20 protein-coding genes are annotated in these 17,942 nt (G+C 63.8%); 13 read left to right on the top strand and 7 right to left on the bottom strand.

The window, feature by feature from the left end; genetic code table 11:
- Nucleotides 1-45 precede the first annotated feature (45 nt).
- The 11 genes from plsX (at nt 46) to SPICUR_RS04510 (ending at nt 9,575) form a co-directional block, all read left to right on the top strand.
- Nucleotides 46-1,074, top strand: coding sequence for a phosphate acyltransferase PlsX (gene plsX, locus SPICUR_RS04560; protein ID WP_023366526.1), 1,029 nt, complete (start codon nt 46-48; stop codon nt 1,072-1,074).
- Nucleotides 1,071-2,042 carry a beta-ketoacyl-ACP synthase III gene (locus SPICUR_RS04555; protein WP_023366524.1) on the top strand — a complete coding sequence of 324 codons (972 nt, stop codon included), beginning with the start codon at nt 1,071-1,073 and terminating at the stop codon, nt 2,040-2,042. Before plsX ends, SPICUR_RS04555 begins: the two co-directional genes overlap by 4 nt.
- A gap of 12 nt (nt 2,043-2,054) precedes the next feature.
- On the top strand, nt 2,055-3,002 hold the full coding sequence (gene fabD / locus SPICUR_RS04550) for an ACP S-malonyltransferase (RefSeq protein WP_041381680.1): 948 nt from the start codon (nt 2,055-2,057) through the stop codon (nt 3,000-3,002).
- A 2-nt stretch (nt 3,003-3,004) separates the two neighbouring features.
- The gene (fabG, locus tag SPICUR_RS04545) at nt 3,005-3,748 is read left to right on the top strand and encodes a 3-oxoacyl-ACP reductase FabG (RefSeq protein ID WP_202951839.1); all 744 of its coding nucleotides are present in this window, start codon (nt 3,005-3,007) and stop codon (nt 3,746-3,748) included.
- Nucleotides 3,749-3,839: 91 nt separating this feature from the next.
- Nucleotides 3,840-4,079, top strand: a complete 240-nt coding sequence (gene acpP / locus SPICUR_RS04540) for an acyl carrier protein (protein WP_023366518.1) — start codon at nt 3,840-3,842, stop codon at nt 4,077-4,079.
- Between the two features lie 17 nt (nt 4,080-4,096).
- A complete protein-coding gene (fabF, locus tag SPICUR_RS04535; RefSeq protein ID WP_041381678.1) occupies nt 4,097-5,341 on the top strand; it encodes a beta-ketoacyl-ACP synthase II in 1,245 nt (414 codons plus the stop codon).
- Nucleotides 5,338-6,192 carry an aminodeoxychorismate lyase gene (pabC, locus tag SPICUR_RS04530; RefSeq protein ID WP_051373240.1) on the top strand — a complete coding sequence of 285 codons (855 nt, stop codon included), beginning with the start codon at nt 5,338-5,340 and terminating at the stop codon, nt 6,190-6,192. The genes fabF and pabC overlap by 4 nt, the downstream gene beginning before the upstream one ends.
- Complete coding sequence (gene mltG, locus SPICUR_RS04525) at nt 6,189-7,208, top strand: endolytic transglycosylase MltG (RefSeq protein WP_023366512.1); 1,020 nt, start codon at nt 6,189-6,191, stop codon at nt 7,206-7,208. The genes pabC and mltG overlap by 4 nt, the downstream gene beginning before the upstream one ends.
- A 3-nt stretch (nt 7,209-7,211) precedes the next feature.
- The gene (gene tmk, locus SPICUR_RS04520; RefSeq protein ID WP_023366510.1) at nt 7,212-7,838 is read left to right on the top strand and encodes a dTMP kinase; all 627 of its coding nucleotides are present in this window, start codon (nt 7,212-7,214) and stop codon (nt 7,836-7,838) included.
- A complete protein-coding gene (gene holB, locus SPICUR_RS04515; RefSeq protein WP_023366508.1) occupies nt 7,831-8,811 on the top strand; it encodes a DNA polymerase III subunit delta' in 981 nt (326 codons plus the stop codon). The genes tmk and holB overlap by 8 nt, the downstream gene beginning before the upstream one ends.
- Nucleotides 8,808-9,575 carry a TatD family hydrolase gene (locus tag SPICUR_RS04510; protein WP_023366506.1) on the top strand — a complete coding sequence of 256 codons (768 nt, stop codon included), beginning with the start codon at nt 8,808-8,810 and terminating at the stop codon, nt 9,573-9,575. Before holB ends, SPICUR_RS04510 begins: the two co-directional genes overlap by 4 nt.
- Here SPICUR_RS04510 and SPICUR_RS04505 read toward each other — a convergent pair.
- Nucleotides 9,556-10,758 carry a TraB/GumN family protein gene (locus SPICUR_RS04505; RefSeq protein WP_023366504.1) on the bottom strand — a complete coding sequence of 401 codons (1,203 nt, stop codon included), beginning with the start codon at nt 10,756-10,758 and terminating at the stop codon, nt 9,556-9,558. The two genes, SPICUR_RS04510 and SPICUR_RS04505, sit on opposite strands and share 20 nt — an antisense overlap.
- Before the next feature lie 158 nt (nt 10,759-10,916).
- Here SPICUR_RS04505 and arsB point away from each other — a divergent pair, with 158 nt between their 5' ends.
- Nucleotides 10,917-12,023 (top strand): ACR3 family arsenite efflux transporter, encoded by a 1,107-nt coding sequence (gene arsB / locus SPICUR_RS04500; protein WP_023366502.1) that lies wholly within the window; start codon nt 10,917-10,919, stop codon nt 12,021-12,023.
- A gap of 3 nt (nt 12,024-12,026) precedes the next feature.
- A complete protein-coding gene (locus SPICUR_RS04495; RefSeq protein WP_023366500.1) occupies nt 12,027-12,350 on the top strand; it encodes a CC/Se motif family (seleno)protein in 324 nt (107 codons plus the stop codon).
- On the opposite strand, the gene SPICUR_RS04490 is transcribed toward SPICUR_RS04495, so the two are convergent.
- The 6 genes from SPICUR_RS04490 to SPICUR_RS04470 form a co-directional block, all read right to left on the bottom strand.
- The gene (locus SPICUR_RS04490; protein WP_023366498.1) at nt 12,338-13,390 is read right to left on the bottom strand and encodes a DUF3482 domain-containing protein; all 1,053 of its coding nucleotides are present in this window, start codon (nt 13,388-13,390) and stop codon (nt 12,338-12,340) included. The genes SPICUR_RS04495 and SPICUR_RS04490 overlap by 13 nt on opposite strands.
- 21 nt (nt 13,391-13,411) lie before the next feature.
- Complete coding sequence (locus SPICUR_RS09870; protein ID WP_023366496.1) at nt 13,412-13,714, bottom strand: GTPase domain-containing protein; 303 nt, start codon at nt 13,712-13,714, stop codon at nt 13,412-13,414.
- The gene (locus SPICUR_RS04485) at nt 13,711-15,153 is read right to left on the bottom strand and encodes a DUF2868 domain-containing protein (protein WP_023366494.1); all 1,443 of its coding nucleotides are present in this window, start codon (nt 15,151-15,153) and stop codon (nt 13,711-13,713) included. The genes SPICUR_RS09870 and SPICUR_RS04485 overlap by 4 nt, the downstream gene beginning before the upstream one ends.
- Before the next feature lie 141 nt (nt 15,154-15,294).
- Nucleotides 15,295-16,038, bottom strand: a complete 744-nt coding sequence (locus SPICUR_RS04480) for an SDR family NAD(P)-dependent oxidoreductase (RefSeq protein ID WP_023366492.1) — start codon at nt 16,036-16,038, stop codon at nt 15,295-15,297.
- A 16-nt stretch (nt 16,039-16,054) separates the two neighbouring features.
- Nucleotides 16,055-17,011: a D-2-hydroxyacid dehydrogenase gene (locus SPICUR_RS04475; protein WP_023366490.1), complete on the bottom strand. Its 957-nt coding sequence runs from the start codon at nt 17,009-17,011 to the stop codon at nt 16,055-16,057.
- 263 nt (nt 17,012-17,274) lie between these two features.
- Nucleotides 17,275-17,937, bottom strand: a complete 663-nt coding sequence (locus SPICUR_RS04470) for a rhomboid family intramembrane serine protease (protein WP_041381676.1) — start codon at nt 17,935-17,937, stop codon at nt 17,275-17,277.
- Between the last annotated feature and the right edge of the window lie 5 nt (nt 17,938-17,942).

Below are 17,942 nucleotides of genomic sequence, written 5' to 3'. Positions count from 1 at the left end.
CTTGGGCGGTGGGTCAATGCGTTTGAGCGGGGCACAGCGGCGCGAATGACTCAATCCTGCACGCTGGCCATCGATGCAATGGGGGGTGACTACGGACCGTCAGTGACCGTCCCGGCCGCTGCCGCGGCACTCGGCCGGCACCCGTCGCTGACGATTATCCTGGTCGGCGACGGTGCTCGCCTCGAGCGCCAGATCGAATCGCTTGATCCCCCGATTCGCGCACGCCTGCGTATTCGTTCCGCAACCCAGGTGGTCGACATGGATGAGTCGCCCTCCCAGGCGCTTCGCTTCAAGCGGGACTCATCCATGCGTGTTGCGATTGATCTGGTCCGCTCGGGCGAGGCGGATGCCTGCGTGAGCGCGGGCAATACCGGTGCGCTGATGGCTACAGCACGCTATCGGCTGAAGACACTGCCGGGCATTGATCGCCCAGCGATCTGTACGACCATTCCCTGTCGCGGCGGCCGCTTCCGGATGCTGGATCTGGGCGCCAACGTCGACTGTACCGCCGAGCATCTGTTCCAGTTCGCGGTGATGGGCTCGGTGCTGGTGGAAGCAGCGGGTGACAGTCATCACCCACGAATCGGCCTGCTCAACCTCGGTGAGGAAGAGATCAAGGGTAACGATCAGGTCAAGCATGCCGCCCAACTGCTGCAGGAAAGCGACCTCCAGTATGTCGGCTATGTGGAGGGTGATCGGATGTTCCGTAACGTGGCCGATCTGGTTGTCTGTGATGGCTTCACCGGCAATGTCGCACTCAAAAGCAGTGAAGGGGTGGCGGCGATGATTTCCCAGTATCTGCGCGATGAGTTCCGCCGCAACCTGTTGACGCGGTTGGCGGGGCTCGTCGCAATGCCGGTCCTCCGGGCCTTGCGTCGCCGTCTCGACCATCGTCAGTACAACGGCGCCAGCCTGCTGGGGCTGCGCGGTGTCGTGGTCAAAAGCCATGGCAGCGCCGATGCATGGGCATTTGAGCAGGCGATCGAGACGGGCTTTGTCGAGGCTGTTGAGGCGATTCCCAGTCGTATCGATGCCCGGCTCGGTGAGATCTTCCAGGCGGAGCCTCAGCAATGACCCGATCGCGCATTCGCGGCACTGGGAGCTACCTGCCGGATCGGGTGGTGACCAACGCCGAACTCGAGACAATGGTGGATACCACCGACCGCTGGATCCTTGAGCGCACTGGCATTGCCCAGCGTCATATCGCCGCGCCCGATCAGATCTGCTCGGATCTTGCCGAGGCAGCGGCCCGGCGTGCCCTGACTCACGCCGCGCTCACTGCCGATGATATCGATCTGGTGGTGGTGGCGACGTCTACCCCCGATCACATCTTTCCGAGCACGGCCTGTCGGCTCGTCGAGCGGCTGGGTATCGCACCCGGCGCAATCGCCTTCGATATCGGGGCGGCCTGTTCCGGATTCGTCTATGGGCTTGATGTGGCCGACCGGTTCATCCGGACCAACGGTGCGCAGCGCGCCCTTGTCATTGGTGCTGAGGTATTCTCGCGAATCCTCGACTGGGAGGATCGCAGCACCTGCGTTCTGTTCGGTGATGGCGCCGGCGCCGTCGTGCTCGAGGCCAGCGAAAAACCGGGGATACTCTCCACTCACCTGCACGCGGATGGCCGTCAGACCCCGCTGCTCAATGTCCCCTGGGGCGTATCACAAGGCTATGAACGGCTCGAGGGCAGCCATGGCAAGGTGAGCATGCGTGGTAACGAGGTTTTCCGGGTCGCCGTGCGCACGCTCGGTGCACTGGTCGACGAAACGCTGAGCGCCAATGGGCTCGAGCGGGGCGATGTGGACTGGCTGGTTCCCCATCAAGCCAATATCCGCATCATGACCGCAACCGCGCGCAAGCTCGGGTTGCCGCCATCGCGAATGGTGAGCACGGTGGCTGATCACGGCAATACCTCCGCCGCCTCTATCCCACTGGCGCTGGACACAGCGGTGCGCGATGGCCGCATCCAGCGCGATGAATTGCTGCTGCTCGAGGCCTTTGGTGCAGGATTCACCTGGGGTTCGGCACTGATTCGCTACTGAACGGAATCCAATATGCCAACGCGTAACGACCTTGCATTCGTATTCCCCGGTCAAGGCTCTCAGTCACTGGGGATGCTCGCCGAGCTCGCCGATCGCCATGCGGTGGTGCAGAAAACCTTCATCGAGGCGTCTACCGCGATGGGCGAGGACCTTTGGGCCCTTGCCAGTGAGGGGCCGACGTCGATGCTGAATCGAACCGACCATACCCAGCCGCTGATGCTCACCGCTGGCATCGCTGTCTGGCGGGCCTGGCGTGAGGGTGGTGGGGCCTTGCCGGCGCTGATGGCCGGCCACAGCCTGGGTGAGTACACGGCGCTGGTCGCCGCCGGCGCACTCGACTTCCCGACGGCGGTGGAACTGGTTCGCGACCGGGGGCGCTTCATGCAGGCGGCGGTTCCGGAGGGCGAGGGCGCCATCGCCGCGGTGATCGGGCTGGAGGAGACGACACTCGCGGCCCTCTGTGCCGAGGTCACGGACGGTGTGGTCGAGCCGGTCAACTATAACGCCCCGGGGCAGACGGTCATTGCCGGTCATCGCCAGGCCGTTGAACGCACCCTCGAGGCCGCCCGTGATGCCGGCGCCAAGCGGGCGGTCATGTTACCGATGAGCGTGCCTGCACACTGCTCGCTGATGGCGCCAGCCGCCGACCGGCTGGCTGATCGCCTCAGTGGTGTCACACTGCAGGCCCCGACGATCCCGGTGATGCACAATGTGGATCTGAGCCTGACCACGACGCCGGAGGCGATCCGTGAGCGACTCGTGGAGCAACTGCGCTCGCCCGTCCGATGGACCGAGTGCATCCAGCGCCTTGGTGAGCGCGGCATTGAGCAAGTGGTCGAATGCGGTCCCGGCAAGGTGCTGGCGGGACTCAACCGGCGCATTGACCGGGGGATGGGGGTACAGGCGATCCACGACCCGGACTCGCTGGCCAAGGCACTGAACACACTGGAGGTGACATGAATCTGCAGCTCGATGGTGAGGTCGCATTGGTGACCGGCGCCAGTCGTGGAATAGGCGCGGCCATTGCCGAGCAGCTAGCACGCAGCGGCGCGACAGTGATCGGTACCGCAACGCGGGATGTCGGCGCGGAGCGAATCAGCGCCCATCTCGAATCGCTGGGCCTCAGCGGGCGCGGTATCACGCTTGACGTCGGGAATCGCGAGCGCATCACGGCCTGCGTCAGCGAGATCGCGGCGCGCGAGGGCACGCCCGGGATTCTCGTCAACAATGCCGGCATCACCCGGGATAATCTCGCCATGCGGATGAGCGACGAGGACTGGGACAGCGTGATCGAGACCAACCTCAACGCCGTTTTCCGCGTCTCCCGTGCGGTCCTCCGCGGCATGATGAAGGCGCGCCGTGGTCGGATCATTAACATCGGCTCGGTGGTGGGACTCATGGGGAATGCAGGCCAGGCCAACTACGCCGCCGCCAAGGCCGGATTGCTGGGGTTGACCCGATCACTGGCGCGCGAGGTGGGAACGCGCAACATTACCGTGAACGCCATCGCACCCGGCTTTATCGAGACCGATATGACCGATGCGCTTGATGATGATCAACGCGCGGCACTCACCGCCCAGACGCCGTTGCAGCGCCTGGGCCAGCCGGCGGACATCGCCGCCGCCGCCTGTTTCCTGGCATCACCCGCGGGTGGCTATATCACCGGCGAAACCCTTAACGTCAACGGCGGGCTGTTAATGCCATAGCCGGTCGCTGGCGCATTGTCACCGTATTCCATAGAATACGCCCCGGTTCGGGCCATAGCCCCACAATTGCAATCCGAGAGGTAGGAGCGAGATGAGTAGCATCGAGGAAAGAGTCAAGAAGATCGTGGTCGAGCAGCTCGGCGTCAAGGAAGACGAGGTGACCGCTGAGGCCTCCTTCGTCGACGACCTGGGCGCCGATTCGCTGGATACGGTCGAGCTGGTAATGGCGCTCGAGGAAGAGTTCGAGTGCGAGATCCCGGACGAGGAAGCCGAGAAGATCACGACGGTCCGGCACGCGTTCGACTACATCAACCGGCATCTCGAAGAGTAATCGCAGGGGGTTCGCGGGTGATAGGACGCAGGGTCGTAGTCACCGGGCTGGGCATCGTTTCACCGGTGGGTAACACCGTCGATGAAGCCTGGCAGAGCATTCGGGAAGGGCGCAGCGGCATCGGGCCGATCGAGCGCTTTGATACCGAACCGTTCGCCGTCCGTTTCGGCGGCGAGGTCCGGGGCTTTGAGGTGACCGACTATCTGAGTCGCAAGGAAGCCCGCAAAATGGACCCCTTCATCCATTACGGGATCGCTGCAGCGGTGGATGCGCTGCGGGATTCCGGCCTCACAATCGATTCGGAGAATGCCGACCGGGTCGGTGTCTCCGTAGGCTCGGGGATCGGTGGTATCCACTCCATCGAGGAGGGGCACAAAACTTTCCTCGAATCCGGGCCGCGGCGGATCTCGCCGTTCTTCATCCCCAGTGCCATCATCAACATGGTGTCCGGCAATCTCTCGATCCTGCTGGGTGCGAAGGGCCCCAACGTTGCGACGGTAACGGCCTGCACCAGTGCCACGCATAACATCGGTCAGAGCGCGCGGATGATCGCCTACGGTGATGCTGACGCAATGATCGCGGGTGGCGCCGAGTTCTCCACAACGCCGACGGGTCTCGGGGGGTTCGCAGCGGCGCGGGCCCTGTCCACCCGCAATGACGACCCGCAGGCGGCCAGCCGCCCCTGGGATCAGGGCCGCGATGGGTTCGTTCTCGGTGACGGTGCTGCCGTGCTGATCCTCGAGGAATACGAGCAGGCGCGGCAACGGGGAGCACCCATCTATGCGGAGATCGCTGGCTTTGGCATGAGTGGTGACGCCCACCACATGACCCTGCCGGCAGAGACCGGCGAGGGGGCAGAGCGGTGCATGAACCGGGCGCTCGAGGATGCCGGCATGACGCCGCAGCAGATCGATTACGTCAATGCCCATGGCACATCCACTCAGGCCGGCGATCGGGCCGAGATCCGTGCCGTTCAGGGCACCTTCGGAGAACACGCGAAGCAACTGCCGATCAGTTCCACGAAGTCGATGACCGGGCACCTGCTCGGCGCCGCAGGTGGTGTGGAGGCGGTATTCACCCTATTGGCGATGCGCGATGGCATCCTGCCGCCAACCATCAACCTCGACGCGCCGGATGATGATCTGGATATGGATCTGGTGCCCAACATCGCCCGCGAACAGCCGATCCGGGCGGCCCTGTCGAACTCCTTCGGCTTTGGCGGGACCAACGGCACAGTGATCTTCCGCGCCCTGGACGCGTGACCGCCGACACCGGCTCCACTCTGGTCAACGGCGCACCGGCACACTCGATTGATGCGGCGGATCGCGGCCTGAGTTATGGCGACGGGGTCTTCGAGACAATCGCCGTGGTTGAGCACCAACCGCGGTTGTGGGATGGTCATTTACAAAGGCTGACTGTCGGATGCGAGCGATTGGGCTTTGAGGCACCAGCCCGCCACGAATGGCTCGACGACCTCAGCCTGCTGGCATTGCCACGCTTTGGTGTCCTGCGTATCAGCGTGACGCGGGGAATGGGCGGGAGAGGCTATGCCCCGCCGCCATCCCCCCGACCGACGCGTATCGTCCGCTGTCTGGACGCCCCCACGCATCCCACTGAATGGTGGTCCCCGGGGGTTGCAGTGCGTTTCTGCAGGATGCGTCTGGCGATTCAGCCCGCACTGGCGGGGATCAAGCATCTCAATCGGCTCGAGCAGGTCATGGCGCGGCAGGAATGGCAGACACCCGACATTGCCGAGGGCCTGATGGAGACCACGGATGGACGCGTTATCGAAGCCACCGCGAGCAACCTGATCGTTGATCAGGGGGATCGTCTCAGCGTGCCCGCAACGCATGACGGTGGCGTTGATGGCGTCATGCAGACATGGCTCCTCGACCGGGCTGCGGCCCTGGGCGCAACGGTCGAGCGAGCGGCCATGCGGCGCGACGATCTGCTTACCGCTCGCGGCGTGATGCTCACCAACAGCCTGATCGGCCTGTGGCCGGTCCGTACCATTGCCGAGCGTTCGATGCCGCACTCGCCCTGGGCCGATCAGCTCCAGAGTGAGATCACGCGTTCGCAGGCCGCACTGATGCCGACGGTAACGGAACCATGACGGTGCGCCGTGTCCTCTTCGTCGGGGCGGTGCTGTCCGCCATACTGCTCGTCGTGGTCGCGATCGGGATCGGCCAGGGCATCCGGCAGATTGAGCAGACCCCACTCAGCGAAACCGATCGCCCGCCCATCACGGTCCCGTCGGGTGCGAGCTTTGCAACGGTCACCTCAATGCTGGCCGATCGCGGCCTCATTGATCATCCGCTCGCGCTGCAGGTCTATGCCCGCTGGCAGGGCGTCGCGGCACGGATACAGGCGGGCGAATACGCCATCACGGCCGGCCTCACCGCCGCGGGATTGATCCAGCGCATGGTGAATGGCGATGTCATGCGCTATCGACTCACGATCATCGAGGGGTGGCGGGTCGATGAGCTGCTTGGCGCAATCCGTCGGCATCCGGCGATCGACCATACGCTGCCGGCGGATGCTGATCATGCGAGCGTGATGGCGGCGATCGGCCGACCCAATGATGCCGCCGAGGGTCGCTTTCTTCCGGAGACCTACCGATTCCCGCGCGGCACGAGCGATGTCACTTTATTACGGCGGGCCAACCGCAATCTTGAGTCGACGCTGGCATCAATCTGGGCGGAACGCGCCGATGACCTGCCACTCGCGGATGCGGATGAGGCACTGACGCTTGCCTCGATTATTGAGAAAGAGACCGGGCAGGCGGGCGAGCGCCGCCGCATCGCGGGCGTTTTTGTCCGGCGACTGAAACGTGGCATGCGGCTGCAGACCGATCCGACGGTGATCTACGGACTCGGCGAGCGCTTTGATGGGGATTTGTTAAGCCGTCATCTGCGCGACGACACGCCTTACAACACCTATACCCGTCATGGCCTGCCCCCCACCCCCATCGCACTCCCCGGTCGTGCCGCCATCGAGGCCGCTGTGGATCCGGCCGCCGGCGATAGCCTCTACTTCGTCAGTCGAGGCGATGGCAGCCATGTCTTCTCGACGACACTCGAGGCCCATAATCGTGCCGTGCGCCGCTACCAGCTCGGAGAAGGGGAGTAGTGCATGGATACGCGGCGTTTCATCACCATTGAGGGCACCGAGGGCGCCGGCAAGACATCAGCGCTGACAACACTGCGGGACTGGATCGCCGCGCGCGGCGACGAGCCGCTGATCACGCGGGAGCCCGGCGGTACTGGGCTGGGCGAGGAACTGCGCCGTGTCCTTCTTGGCCATCGTGAGCGGGGCATGACAGCGGAGGCTGAGGTGCTGCTGATGTTCGCGGCTCGGGCGGAGCACTTCGAGACCGTTATCCGACCGGCGCTGCAGGCGGGCCGTTGGGTGATCTGTGATCGATTCACGGATGCAAGTCTCGCCTACCAGGGAGGCGGGCGAGGGCTCGGGGTGGAGCGTGTGCGCGAGCTTGCCGACTGGCTGCTCGGGGATCTGACACCGGGGCTGACGCTGTGGCTTGATCTGCCGGTCGAGCTCGGACTGGCCCGTGCCGCCGGGCGCAGTACGCCGGATCGGTTCGAATCGGAGCAGCAGCGCTTTTTTGAATGGGTCCGATCGGCTTATGCGCAGATAGCCCGCGCTGAGCCCGAGCGGGTCTGTCGAGTGGATGCGGCCCAACCGCTGGATCGCGTGCAGCGCGCAATCACGGCGATACTCGCGGCGCGATTCAATGACTGAGACCCAGACACCGATCGACGCGACGCCATTGCCCTGGCAGGCGTTGGCCTGGGCGCGCTTTCAGTCCAGTGCCGAGGCCGGGCGCATTCCCCATGCGCTGCTGCTCGGCGGGCCAGCCGGGATCGGTAAGACGGTGCTGGCTCGCGCGATGGTCGCCCGGCTGCTGTGTCAGCAACCGGCTGAGGGAGCGGCGTGTGGCGTCTGTCGGGATTGTCGGCTGCGTCTGGCCGGTAGCCATCCGGATCTGCAGATGATCGAGCCGGCCGCTGGTGGCAGCGGCATTCTCAAGATCGAATCAGCCCGTGAACTGACCGAGTTCAGTCACCGCACGAGCCAGCATGACAGCCTTCGAATCGCGGTTCTCAGCCCTGCCGAGGCCATGAACCGGCATACCGCCAACGCGCTCCTGAAAACGCTCGAGGAACCGCCTGAGGGTATGATTCTGATTCTGGTCAGCCATCAGCCGGGCCGCCTCAGTGCCACCATCCGCAGCCGATGCCAGCATTACCGCCTGGGAGTCCCGCCGCAGTCCGAGGCGGTGGCCTGGCTCCGGATGCAGGGGGTTACAGCGCCCGAGGCATTGCTTGAGTTTGCCGGTGGCAGCCCGTTGACCGCGCGGGATCTGGCCAATGATTCGGGTGTGGGACGCTTCGATGCACTCGCCGATGATCTGGCGGCGATCATCGGACAGCGTCGGAGTCCGGTTGAGGTGGCAATGGAATGGCGGCCGGTGGGTGCACTCGAGACTACGCGACTCATGCAGCGCCTCGCCATCCAGCTGATGCGGGGCAGTATCGATGCCCGCCGTCGGCTGAGCGGCTATCCCGGATACGAGCGGTTGCAGACCCAACTCACCGTTGAGCGGCTGAGCCGTATTCAGACCGATCTGTTGGCACTGCGCGACGCCGCTGAACAGCCCCTTAGCCGTGAACTCTCCATCGAAGCCCTGTTCCTGATCTGGAGCCGTCCATGATTGTTGACTCTCACTGCCATTTCCATCTTCTTGAGCGACCCGACAGCGCCGATGATGCCCTCATCGAGGCGCGTGCCGCCGGTGTCGATGCGTTCTTGAACGTCGCTGTGGGTGTGGAGGAGCGCGAACGGCTGATCGCCTTCAGCGAACGCTATGACAACGTCTTCACCTCGGTGGGCGTCCATCCCTGTGGCGAGGGCGAGGATCCGGATGCCGACACGCTGGCCGCCATGGCCGACCATCCACGCGTTGTGGCGATCGGTGAGACCGGGCTCGACTATGGCGCTGGACCCGGAGACTATCGCTGGCAGCAGGATCGGTTCCGACGCCATATCGAGGCAGCCCGGCAGTCACAGCGGCCGATCATCGTTCACAGCCGTATGGCGCCCGACGACACGCTGGCAATCCTTCAAGAGACGCGGGCCGAGGCGGTCGGCGGGGTCATTCATTGCTTTGTCGAGGACGCCACCATCGCCCGCGGTATGCTCGATCTGGGGTTTTACCTGTCACTGTCAGGAATACTGACCTTCCGCCGCGCGGAAGCGCTGCGGGAGACGGTTCGCGGACTGCCCATGGATCGGCTTTTGGTCGAGACCGACAGTCCCTATCTGGCGCCGGTACCCCACCGCGGGCAGGAAAACCGCCCCGGCTGGGTCCTGGAGGTGATCGATTGCCTTGCAGACCTGCAGGACCTCAGCGCTGAGGCAGTGGCTGAACAGACCACCGAGAACTTCTTCGCCTGCTTTAAACGAGCTGACCGATGATCCGGAAGCCGGCGAGGTAGGTCCCGGCCGCGGAGCCGAGGGTCGCGAATAGAAACACCAGAAGGGTCCGTGCGACCCGATTGCGCCACCAGCCGCGCCAGTCGGCCACGGCGTCGCGCAGGCCTCGGAAGTCCTCTACCCGGGGCCGACGGCTCATCAATTCGATGGCGGCCGCGACGAACCCGGCGCCGATGGTCGGGTTGAGAGAGGTGAGTGGTGCGGCAAGGAACGAGCCGATCACTGTGAAGGGGTGGCCGCGGGCGAGGGCGGCGCCCAGCGCGCAGAGGCTTCCATTGATCAGTACCCAGTCGGTGACCAGCTGCCAGCCAAGCTCGCTACTGCGGCTGAATCCAATGGCGAATCCGGTCAGTATGATCGCAACCACCGCCCAGGGAATAAGCTTCGGCCAACGTGACCGCGACGGGAGTTCCTCCAGTCGGGCGGATTCCGCGCCCGGGTCTTCGAAGCCGGACTCGAGCGCCTGCTTCAGACCACTCAGATGACCCGCTCCCACAACGACCAGGACCGACCGCGGCGGTGTTGCGGCGTCGTTGGCACTCGCCAGCAGACGGGCGGCCATGTAGCGGTCGCGTTCACTGATGAGTGGCTCGAAGAGCCGTGCCGAACCGGCGGCGAATTCACTGAAGGTCGACTCCAGCATGTCGCCCTGCTTGAGGCGTTCGATATCCTCGCCGCTCACTCTGTCACGTGACAACAGACTCCCCAGCAGCCCCATCAACAGCGTGGGCCGCTGCCACCACGGCACGTTCCGATAGACCCGCTTGAGGGTGATGCCGATGTCGCGATCGACCAGCCAGACCGGCAGCAGCCTGCGCCGCCCTCCGTGAACCGCCGCCTCCAGTTCGGCGCCGGGCCGAATATCGAACTGATCGGCGAGGCGTTGCTGATACGCTCCAAGGGCCAGGCTCGCGCTGATCATCCCGGCCTTGCCACTGCGCAGGATCTCGAACAGATCGAGCCGCTCGACCGCCTGCGGATCCATCAGATTCTGGTATCGGCTGTCACACAGTTCGACTGCAATCGCATCATAGGCACCCTCATCCACCTCACGACGCACATCGGCGACGCTCTGTGGCGAGACATGCGCCGTACCGAGCAGAGTGAAAGTCGTCGGACCAACCGTAACCGTCCGGATCAGCGAGGCATCGTCGTTTGTGGCCATGGGTATCTTCAGGCTGCGTGGAGCCGCATTATCGCGGGGTCACGGCGTGTTGGCCACCCACATTGATCGGTGAGCCGGATTTGCAGCGTATCGGCGTTCCGCCGTAAACTTTCATTCCTATATACGCATATCGACATATACACGTTAGCGGAGCTTTTATGAGTGCTGATCCGTCCACGGTCCAGCAGCGCAATGAGGGGCCTGATATCCGCGAGGGCATGGGCTTTTTTGAGCGCTATCTGTCAGTGTGGGTCGCGCTGGCGATCGCTGCCGGCGTGGCGCTCGGGCAGTTTGCGCCGGGCGTTCCGGCCACTCTGTCGCAGTTCGAGTATGCGCAGGTCTCGATACCGGTCGCGATACTGATCTGGGCGATGATCTTTCCGATGATGGTGCAGATCGATTTCTCATCAATCCTCGGTGTGCGCCGCCAGCCCAAAGGCCTGATCATCACGACAACAGTCAACTGGCTGATCAAGCCGTTCACCATGTTCGGAATCGCCTGGCTGTTTCTCATCGTACTGTTCAAGCCGTTGATCGCGCCTGATCTGGCCAGGGAGTATCTCGCCGGCGCGATCCTGCTGGGCGCCGCGCCCTGCACGGCGATGGTGTTCGTCTGGAGCTACCTGACCCGTGGCGACCCGGCCTATACGCTGGTACAGGTGTCGCTGAACGACTTGATCATGCTCTTCGCGTTCGCACCCATCGTTATGTTGCTGCTGGGGCTCTCGAGCATCTCGGTGCCCTGGGCGACAATGCTCCTGTCGGTGTTCATGTATATCGTCATTCCGCTGGGCGCTGGGTATCTCACTCGGGTCGCGGTCATCAGGCGTCGGGGCCGGAGCTGGTTTGACGAGCGGTTAATGCGCCGGATCGGCCCAATCACGCCGATTGGCCTGATCCTCACGCTGATACTGCTGTTTGCCTTCCAGGGCGAGGTCATCCTGAACAATCCGCTGCATATCGTGCTGATCGCGATCCCGCTGATCGTGCAGACGGTACTGATATTCGCCATCGCCTACGGCTGGGCGCAGCGCTGGGGCGTACCGCATTCGATCGCCGCGCCGGGAGCGATGATCGGCGCAAGCAATTTCTTCGAGCTGGCCGTTGCCGCCGCGATCGGGCTGTTCGGCGTCCACTCGGGCGCCGCGCTGGCGACGGTGGTCGGTGTACTGGTTGAGGTGCCGCTGATGCTGGCACTCGTCAAGATCGCCAATCGCACCCGCTCCCGATTCGCGGCGGTCGCCGAGCGCCCGGCAACGGCCTGATCGATGGCTGACCTGTCGCTGACCATCGACCCGGCGGCGCGTCGCTGGATCCGCGACCGGGGGAGTGTGGTGACGCTTCGCGCCGCCCCCCGTCACGGCTGCTGCGGCGGAATGGCGCGGCTGCCCGAGGCTGCGCCGGGGGCGTCGCGGGACGCCGCAGACTGGGAGACATTAACGGTCGATGCGGTCGTCATTCACATCGATCCCATGCTCAGCGATGCGGGCCAGGTCCTGACCATCCGGGTAGAGGGCTTTCTGGGCTGGCGGCGACTGTTCGTGGAGGCGGACGATCCGGTCGAGGGATCAATGTCGAATCAGTCGATGTAGAAATCGGGCAGGGTCCTGGAGACCTGTTCGATCACCTCATTGCGCTTGGCATTGTCCCGGAACTCGGGATTGAGCGATGACCATTCCGGATGCTGACGGGCCTTGCGCAGCAGTTCAACCCGCTCGGTGTTCTCAAACAGTGCCGCCTGCTCGCCCTCCAGCGTTTCTGTGGTGGCATGACCGCGATGATTGAGGGCATTGATGAGATGCAGCTGACGCGCTGTCAGGCGCTCCAGCGTCTCGTCACTGACACAGACCGGCTGCTGCCCATAGGTTCGTTTCCACAGCGGCGGTATCAGGGCGCGCGCTGCACCTGTCCCCGTACCCACCAGCAGACCGAGTAGGGCGCCCGTCCCGAGTGACAGGCCGCCCGTGGCGACATCAAACGCAGCGCCGGCACCCACTCCCGCGCCGGCATAACCGGCGGCCTGCCGGCCATAGTGTTTGAGTGCATCGGCGCTGAACACGTCCGCTGGCCAGTAGCCGCTCGCCAATGGCCAGTCATCGTCTTCATAGTCCTCGTCGGCAAAGGCGTAGAGGGCCAGCAATGTCTCGCTGCATACCTGCTCTCGCTCTCGGATCGCCTCGCGAAGCGCCTCGAGTGACGGATCAGGACCGTTTCGATCGGTTTTTTTCAGGCTTCGCTGCGCAGCGGCGGCGTCCACCAGCAGGGTAGCGATGGTCGAACGCGCCGCCTCGCGACACTGCCGCTCTTCACCGCGCCGATACCTGATCCATGCCTCAATCGCTGGTTCGAAATCATTAAGTTGGCTGGCGATCTTCTTGTAGAGCTGGAGCTCAGTCTCAAAGCTCCGTACACGGGCATCAAAGGCGACGACCGTGTGCAGGGTGACGCGGGCGAGGGCATCACGCCATTCCGACTCGCGACTGTCATCGGCCGCAACGAAGTTGAGAACCGCGATAATCGGCCGTGCACTGCTCGCGAGCACTGCCAGTTCATCCTTGTATTTCTCCAGTACCGGCTCGCGCACGTCGATGACATAGAGCAGCACATCGCAGCCAAGGGCGAGCTCGAGCACGCGGGTTTCTTCCGGGAACTGTCAGGTGATACGCGCATCATCAAGCAGCCGGCGCAGCGCGGCCAGGCCGTCATGGCGTTGTGTGCTGGTCTCATCGAGATGCTCCAGCAGCGTCGGCGCATTCTCCAGCCCGGGGGAATCCCAGAGCCTCAGGCAGGTTGCATCGCCATCGTCGAGGGTCGCCGCGGAGACACGGCGTGTCGTCCCACCGCGATCCTCAACCTCGCCAAAGGTGCGGTTACGGGTGAGGGTTCGAACCAGTGACGTCTTGCCGGCGTTGGTATGCCCGACAATACCGACATCCAGGATGGGTGCGTCGGTCATGTTGTCTCCGCCTCGTCGGTCCATTGGCGAATCGACGCGATCGCCGCTGGATCCGGTTGTTGATGATCAAAAACGACGTAATCGGCGCCGATCGAATCCGCCAGCCGATCCCAGTCGGCGATACGCGCCTGCGGGTCACCGCCCCGCGCCGCGAGCTCTGTGGCATCGTGCAGCACCAGAATAAGCGGGGCCGCTGCTGTTTCCGCCACGTCGCCCAGGATATGCGCAGTGCCGGTGTCCGGCGTGCGCAGGAGTGAACAGGTCGCGAGCAGGCCGGTCGGTGGCGCGGCCTGCGCCTGCAGCGCGGCGATCAGCTGCCGGCGCGCGGCGCGCGTATCAACCGCCCCGACCACAGGCGCGCTGAGATCGGGGATTGCGGCAAGCAGATCATCGGTGGTGCGCTCCGCGCCGATGACCAGGACCGGCCCCGCAGCGGTTTCAGTCGCCTGACGCGGCGCGCGGGGGAGGGTGGCCATGGGCGCCTCAGACTGATTCGCCGGTGCCGAGGCCGGATGGACGAGTTCGCGGAGGCGCAGATAGCCAGGCAGACCAACGTCGAGGGCGAGTCGTTGCCCCTGAAAACGCCCGAGCAGGGCGTAAGTCAGTACCAGCACGAGCCGCGGCAGTGCCCCATAGACGGCCACCGCGCTCATCAGAAGCGCGGCCCAGGCTGCCCGATGCGGCGCCGTCGCGGTGCCATCCCGAGCCGCCAGCACCCACTCGGACTGGACGTCGGGCATGAGTCCCAGCGCCGCGGGAAAAGTGGCCAGGGCGCTGACAAGCGCGACGATGACCTCGGCATCAAGGATCGTCGTACCCCAGCTCAACGTGTACTCGACCACGCTGAAGTAGACCGCCATCGCGGTCACAGCTGCGGTCGTATAGGCCAGCCAGCCACCATGGATGAGGGTCGCGATCCGTGACTGTCCTGCGGCGGTGCGCATCAGGTAGACACACGCGCGGGCCAGATCAGGCGCCAGCTCGCTGCGCAGGAAGCGCGGTGCAAGCACCTCAAGAAAACCCCGCAGCAGCCGGCCGCCCAGCAGGCCATCGGCGCGCGGCCCGGGACGGAGCACCATAACGATCAGCCAGCCGATCAGCGCCAGGCTCGGCAACCCCAACAGCGCAGTCAGGACGACCAGCGCATCAACGTCACGCATTTCGAGCGCGGTGCGCGCCGCGAACCAACCGGCGAGCGCGGCCCCCGTCAGGACCAGCGCAACGATCAGCTCAAAGGCCTGTCGGAGGCGTTTGAGGTCTGTCGCCGCTGCAGCGGCTTCTGGTAGCGCGAGCGCACGCGCCGCCAGCTGATCGCTCAGCGAGCCGTTCGTTGAACGCGCGATGGCGTTCGCCGTGTCATCGTCATGACTACGACCATGTTGTTGTTCGTGCAGACGGACGGCTTCAGTGAGCAGCCAGTCGCGGATGGATAGCGCCATAGCCCGACAGGTTACCAAGGTCGGCGATCGGCCAGAAGCGGTTGCGGGCTTTTCCTGGCGTCCATATTGATGCGTATAATATATATTATGTTAAATAAAGGATGGCAGTGGGTGGGTGTCTGCCTCAGGACGTCCCACGCATCATCCGCCAATAACAGTCTCCCAATGCTCACGGATATCCCATTCCCCCGCGCTGTAGCGCTCCGCTGGCAGGCTCAGAACCGCCTCAATGAATCGCGCTACCCGGTCGGGTGATGTCAGTGCATCGTTTTCCTTCAGCGCGCGGAAATTCTCCACCGCCGGGAAATCTTCAACCGACTGTGACCGGATCAGCGACTGCATCGGCGTATCGACAACGCCGGGCCGCAGGCTCCCGACACTGATCGACGAACCGTTCAGCTCCTGATGGAGAACCGCATAAGCCATGTGCAGGGCGGCCTTACTGATGCAATAAGCCCCCCAGCCAGGCAAGGCACGATGCGCGGCCCCCGAGGAGATATGCAGGATCCGTGCGTCAGAGGCCATCATTGGCTGAAGCATGCCACTCAGGGCTATCGGTGCCTCCAGATTGATCGCAAGGTGCTGGCGGATGGCGTCACTCGACTGCTCCAGTAACGGCCCGACCGGCTCCAGCACACCCGCATTATGGACCAGCGCCCGGATGGTCGACCCGCCGATCGCCGATCGGATGGCGGCCTGACCCCCCGCAGTGCTTACATCCGCCGCACAGTGGCGAATGGATGGCTGCGCCGATGCCAGTGCCTCCAGCGGTGCGGCACGTCGTCCAATCGCCAGCACGTTGCAGCCCCGATCGGCATAGCGCGACGCGAGCGCCTGCCCAATACCACTCCCAGCGCCGGTAATGACGATGATTGGCTCGGTCATGGCCGCTCTCCCCTATCTATGTCACACAGCGCGTGGGCGTACCGCGCTGCCACGCGCTGATATTCTCCACCGTCTGCTCAATGATGCGTTGGCGTGCCGGGCGGCTGCCCCAGGCGCTGTGCGGTGTCACGATCAGGTTGGGTATCCCCGGCGCGAGCAACGGATTGCCGGCCACCGGCGGCTCCACCGACAGGCCGTCCAGCCCCGCGCCACCGATTTCGCCCGTTCGCAGGGCCTGTGCCAGCGCGGGCTCGTCAATCAGTCCTCCGCGAGCGGTATTGATCAGAAACGCGGTTGACTTCATGCGCTGCAGAACATCCGGTCCAATCATCGCCTGCGTCGACTCGGTCAGCGGGCAGTGCAGTGTCAGGATATCCGCACGCTCGATACCTTCAGCGAAGGTCACCCGCCCTGCCCTTGGTGTCTCGATACCGGGCCGCTCGGCAACCAGGACCTGCATCCCCATTGCCTGTGCCTTGTCGACCACTGCACGCCCCAGATCACCATATCCAACCACCACCAGGGTCTGCGCGGCGAGCTCCCGGATCGGATAGTCCAGCAGGCAGAAGTCCGGTGACTGTGCCCATCGCCCGGCCTGAACGGCCTGATGGTAGTCGATCAGACGTGTGCAGAGCGCGAGCATCAATGCGATCGCATGCTGGCTGACCGCCTCAGTGCCATAACCCTGACAGTTGGTGACCGTTATCCCGCGCTCGCGGGCGGCATCGATATCGATGTTGTTCACACCGGTTGCCACGACGTTGATCAACGCCAGCTGTGGGCAGGCATCAAGGATTTTGGCTCCGATCACGCATTTATTGGTGATCACCACGTCCGAGTGACCGATCCGGTCAGCGAGCGACTCTGGGGGCGTCCGCCCGAAGCTGTGCCACCGTCCGCAGACCGTGGACAGCGCGTCCATATCGAGATCGCCCTGATCCAGTGTGTCACGGTCGAGAAACGTCGTTTGCATTATGTCTCGTCCTCGTTCGGTTGGGTTATGCACAGTTTCGGGGCAGCGTCATAGGGCCAATACCCGTCCAGCGGAACTCGGGGGTTTGCGCGAATGTGACGATAATAATTAACAGATAAACTGTTTAAGTAATTGTTTTTCATGGAAAGACTTATGATGGTGAATAATCGAACAATTTGTCCAGACACCGCATCAGATAAGGGGTTCACTCCACTTATCGAGAAACCATCCACAGTCTTATCCACAGCTTTTGTGGACAACCTTCAGCGCATCAACCGACGCTGTGGCTTGATCGGCAGACGCCCGCGCCAGTAGGTGATGATCAGAAAGCCGAAAGCCATTCCGCCGAGGTGGGCAAAGTGCGCAACACCCGACATCGATCCGGTGAACCCGGCATAGAGTTCGAATGCACCGTAGAAGATCACGAAGTACTTGGCCTTGATGGGGATCGGCGGGAATAACAGCATCAGGCGCTGATCGGGAAACATCATCGCGAACCCCAGCAGGATCCCGAACACAGCGCCGGACGCGCCGATCGTCGGATAGACGCTGCCACTATCCGCCGCCATGGTGGCCACGAACAGCTGGATCACCCCCGCTCCGACCAGACACACCAGATAGAACGTCAAAAATGGGCGGGACCCCCAGAAACGCTCCAGCGATGTCCCGAACATCCAGAGCGCGAACATGTTCACGAACAGATGCAGCATGCCGCCGTGCAGAAACCCATAGGTCAGTAGCTGCCAGACTGAAAAGCCCGGGATACCGCCGCCATACTGGGCGCTGAGCGCTGCCGTGCCGAGGGGCCAGAGCCCGAATCCTGCAATCATCGCCGGACCGATCAGCAGATAGGCGACGAACCCAAGCCCGTTGGCCACGAGCATCGTGAGCACAACCGGGTTATCATCTAAGTTTATTGGTCCCATGCGGC

This window comes from Spiribacter curvatus, assembly GCF_000485905.1.
In the GTDB taxonomy this organism is placed as follows: Bacteria; Pseudomonadota; Gammaproteobacteria; order Nitrococcales; family Nitrococcaceae; genus Spiribacter; species Spiribacter curvatus.
Note: the sequence above shows the minus strand (reverse complement) of the source record. Positions and strands in the feature narration are given on the sequence as shown.

Excerpts from the sequence above, each read along its gene's own strand:
- acpP (WP_023366518.1), top strand. The coding sequence starts at position 3,840 with ATGAGTAGCATCGAGGAAAGAGTCAAGAAGATCGTGGTCGAGCAGCTC.
- SPICUR_RS04475 (WP_023366490.1), bottom strand. The coding sequence starts at position 17,011 with ATGCAAACGACGTTTCTCGACCGTGACACACTGGATCAGGGCGATCTC.
- holB (WP_023366508.1), top strand. The coding sequence starts at position 7,831 with ATGACTGAGACCCAGACACCGATCGACGCGACGCCATTGCCCTGGCAG.
- mltG (WP_023366512.1), top strand. The coding sequence starts at position 6,189 with ATGACGGTGCGCCGTGTCCTCTTCGTCGGGGCGGTGCTGTCCGCCATA.
- SPICUR_RS04470 (WP_041381676.1), bottom strand. The coding sequence starts at position 17,937 with ATGGGACCAATAAACTTAGATGATAACCCGGTTGTGCTCACGATGCTC.
- SPICUR_RS04510 (WP_023366506.1), top strand. The coding sequence starts at position 8,808 with ATGATTGTTGACTCTCACTGCCATTTCCATCTTCTTGAGCGACCCGAC.
- SPICUR_RS04495 (WP_023366500.1), top strand. The coding sequence starts at position 12,027 with ATGGCTGACCTGTCGCTGACCATCGACCCGGCGGCGCGTCGCTGGATC.
- SPICUR_RS09870 (WP_023366496.1), bottom strand. The coding sequence starts at position 13,714 with ATGACCGACGCACCCATCCTGGATGTCGGTATTGTCGGGCATACCAAC.
- arsB (WP_023366502.1), top strand. The coding sequence starts at position 10,917 with ATGAGTGCTGATCCGTCCACGGTCCAGCAGCGCAATGAGGGGCCTGAT.
- SPICUR_RS04505 (WP_023366504.1), bottom strand. The coding sequence starts at position 10,758 with ATGGCCACAAACGACGATGCCTCGCTGATCCGGACGGTTACGGTTGGT.
- tmk (WP_023366510.1), top strand. The coding sequence starts at position 7,212 with ATGGATACGCGGCGTTTCATCACCATTGAGGGCACCGAGGGCGCCGGC.
- SPICUR_RS04485 (WP_023366494.1), bottom strand. The coding sequence starts at position 15,153 with ATGGCGCTATCCATCCGCGACTGGCTGCTCACTGAAGCCGTCCGTCTG.
- fabD (WP_041381680.1), top strand. The coding sequence starts at position 2,055 with ATGCCAACGCGTAACGACCTTGCATTCGTATTCCCCGGTCAAGGCTCT.
- SPICUR_RS04555 (WP_023366524.1), top strand. The coding sequence starts at position 1,071 with ATGACCCGATCGCGCATTCGCGGCACTGGGAGCTACCTGCCGGATCGG.
- SPICUR_RS04480 (WP_023366492.1), bottom strand. The coding sequence starts at position 16,038 with ATGACCGAGCCAATCATCGTCATTACCGGCGCTGGGAGTGGTATTGGG.
- plsX (WP_023366526.1), top strand. The coding sequence starts at position 46 with ATGACTCAATCCTGCACGCTGGCCATCGATGCAATGGGGGGTGACTAC.